Here is a 3,030-nt window from a genome sequence, read left to right as displayed (position 1 = left end):
GAAGAACTTTAAAGCTAGACTCAGTTTCCGCGATCCAGCTAGTGATAAGTATATCGGTTCCGATGAAGTTTGGGACAAAGCCGAAGGTGCAATTCGCCGTGCGGTTGAAACCTTGGGGATGGATCAACGAGAATATCACTCACCCGGCGGATTTCCCGACGAATAACCGATTGAATCGTATCGGAATTAAGAACAATCGCCGCAAGCATAAACCGACTCGTGGCATCCTTGCGATCACGATACTCCGCCAAAGCAGACTTGATAAATCCTTCTCGAGTCAGCAAGTAAATCATTTCAACGTCGCATTCATTTCTGCCATTTGCCGTCAACAGGTTGAAGTGAGCAACTTCCTGCTTATCGATGGGCTTCTTGAAAATCAATATTTGTATACTGTCTTGAACGTTGCTTGGCAACTTCTATCATATTTGGAGATAAGTCAATTGCAACAACTCTGTCAGTACATTTAGCTAAAAGACGTGAAAATTCACCTGTTCCACAACCGATGTCTAGGATGGTTTTATATCGCTTTGGAAACTGTTTGAGTAGAAAATGGTGATAGTGATTATTATGATCCCATCCCTGTTGGTCATACAGAGCAATGCGATCAAAATCATTTTGAATTTTTTGAGTCAGGTTTTCACTCATATTGCTTTGTTGTCTAATAACAGTTTCATCCCTCACTTTCACCTAACCAAAATTCATCAGGTAAAGGTTCATTAAAATCATCACTTATCCAAATCTTACCTTGGTTTAAACCTAGTACCTGTTCCTGGGGTGATTGTTGAGGTTGAGCATATTTTTGTGCTAAAAATTCAACAAAATCTAACACCTGTTGTTGCTGTTCGGGTGCTAGGGTTTGCAGCTTTGCAATTAATTTTGAGGTGGAATCTAAAACTTGGTAAGTCATTTCACCCTCTGGTGTTAAATGTCTGACTCTATGTTACTGTAGCCCTACAATTAACAAAATATCTAGATTCTAACATCATTCAACGCACTCATTAAGAGACATCACATCTTCCGTACTCAAATCATGCGATCGCTTTTACTCCTCTTAGCTGCTATTCTTGCAACAATAGTAATTAATGCGTGCCAAAAAAGCCTGCAATCCTCTATACATCTACCTTGAACTTTAAAAAACTATGCTTACGCAAGATAAAAAACAACGCAACTGGAAACCCATTCTCAAAGCATTCGAGGCTGTCCTTGGCAAAAATGGTGTGGTGCAACGCCGCGAAGAACTCATTACTTATGAATGCGATGGTTTAACTGGCTATCGCCAACGTCCGGCTGTGGTTCTATTACCCAGAACTACAGAACAAGTTGCCCAAATTGTGAAAATATGCAACCAATACTCTATCCCCTTCATAGCACGCGGCTCTGGCACTGGTCTATCTGGCGGCGCTTTGCCATTAGAAGATTCTGTTTTAATTGTCACTTCCTTAATGCGGCAAATCCTCAGCATTGATTTGGAAAATCAACGAACAGTTGTCCAACCAGGGGTGATTAATAGTTGGGTAACACAAGCTGTCAGTGGTGCTGGTTTTTACTACGCTCCTGACCCTTCTAGTCAAATTATTTGCTCTATTGGGGGCAATATTGCCGAAAACTCTGGTGGCGTACATTGCCTTAAATACGGTGTTACAACTAACCACGTTTTGGGATTAAAAATTGTCACGCCAGAAGGGGAAATTATCGATTTAGGCGGACAAATCCCAGAAATGCCTGGTTATGATTTAACAGGTGTTTTTGTTGGTTCTGAAGGCACTTTAGGAATTGCCACAGAAATTACTTTGCGAATTCTCAAAAGTGCAGAATCAATTTGTGTGCTGTTGGCAGATTTTACTAGCATTGAAGCTGCGGGAGCAACTGTTTCTGACATCATCAGCGCCGGGATTATTCCTGGTGGTATGGAAATGATGGATAATTTCAGTATCAATGCAGTTGAAGATGTTGTAGCAACTAATTGTTATCCCCGCGATGCTACTGCCATTTTGCTAATAGAAATTGACGGTTTAGAAGTGGAAGTTGCAGGAAATAAGCAGCGAGTTATTGAAATTTGTAAAAAGAATGGGGCGCGGAATGTCACTTCTGCTACTGACCCAGAAACCAGATTGAAATTATGGAAAGGACGCAAAGCCGCTTTTGCTGCGGCTGGGCATTTAAGTCCAGATTATTATGTACAAGATGGCGTAATTCCTCGAACTCAGTTGCCTTATGTTTTGCACGAGATTAAGACATTAAGTGAACAATACGGTTATCGTGTTGCTAATGTATTTCATGCTGGCGATGGCAATCTTCATCCGCTAATTCTTTATGATAATTCTGTGTCTGGAGCATTAGAGCAAGTAGAAGAAATGGGTGGAAAAATTCTCAAACTTTGTGTCCAAGTTGGTGGTAGTATTTCTGGGGAACATGGGATTGGTGAAGAGAAAAAATGCTATATGCCACAGATGTTTAGCCAAGTGGATTTAGAAACTATGCAATGGGTACGGCAAGTTTTTAATCCTAAAGGGTTAGCAAATCCTGAAAAGATATTCCCCACACCACGAACTTGTGGTGAAGCAGCCAATGCATCGGCACTCAAACAATTTGAAGGTGTGGAAAGATTTTAAGAGAGACGCGATTAATCGCGTCTGTACAGGAGTTAGGAGAGACGCGATTAATCGCGTCTGTACAGGAGTCATAATTTATCAGGTTTTGGTATCGTTAAGTATATTCATGACCAAAATTGGCTCTCATTATTTCAACTATTCTGAATTCTGAGTTCTGACTCTTGAATTCTGAATCATCATTTTTTTACATCATCCGGAGAATTACAATTTTATTTTGTAGTTATATATATTCCGATCGCACTAGGTCACACTTACAAATGAATCGGGTTGCTCGCCGTTGTGTTTCTTACTTACTGTGTTTGGGATTAGTAATCATTTTAACAGTTTCTTCAGTCTCTTCACTGCCAGTTCATTCCCAAAATATAAGTCCTTTAACTACAGAAATTCGCGGCGTTTGGCTCACTAATGTTGCTAGTGG

Annotated in this window: 3 protein-coding genes; 1 reads left to right on the top strand and 2 read right to left on the bottom strand. The window is 40.5% G+C overall.

Annotation, left to right across the window (positions count from 1 at the left end):
• Positions 1 to 354 precede the first annotated feature (354 nt).
• Both LC574_RS33545 and LC574_RS33540 read right to left on the bottom strand, forming a co-directional pair.
• Positions 355 to 681 (bottom strand): class I SAM-dependent methyltransferase, encoded by a 327-nt coding sequence (locus LC574_RS33545; protein WP_229457905.1) that lies wholly within the window; start codon positions 679 to 681, stop codon positions 355 to 357.
• The gene (locus tag LC574_RS33540; RefSeq protein WP_229457904.1) at positions 671 to 907 is read right to left on the bottom strand and encodes a DUF2281 domain-containing protein; all 237 of its coding nucleotides are present in this window, start codon (positions 905 to 907) and stop codon (positions 671 to 673) included. The genes LC574_RS33545 and LC574_RS33540 overlap by 11 nt, the downstream gene beginning before the upstream one ends.
• 232 nt (positions 908 to 1,139) lie before the next feature.
• On the opposite strand from LC574_RS33540, the gene glcD reads away from it, so the two are divergent.
• Positions 1,140 to 2,612 (top strand): glycolate oxidase subunit GlcD, encoded by a 1,473-nt coding sequence (gene glcD / locus LC574_RS33535; protein ID WP_229457903.1) that lies wholly within the window; start codon positions 1,140 to 1,142, stop codon positions 2,610 to 2,612.
• The last annotated feature ends 418 nt before the right edge of the window (positions 2,613 to 3,030 follow it).

The organism is Nostoc sp. CHAB 5715 (assembly GCF_020829685.1).
In the GTDB taxonomy this organism is placed as follows: domain Bacteria; phylum Cyanobacteriota; class Cyanobacteriia; order Cyanobacteriales; family Nostocaceae; genus Nostoc.
This window is presented reverse-complemented; position numbering and strand designations above follow the sequence as displayed.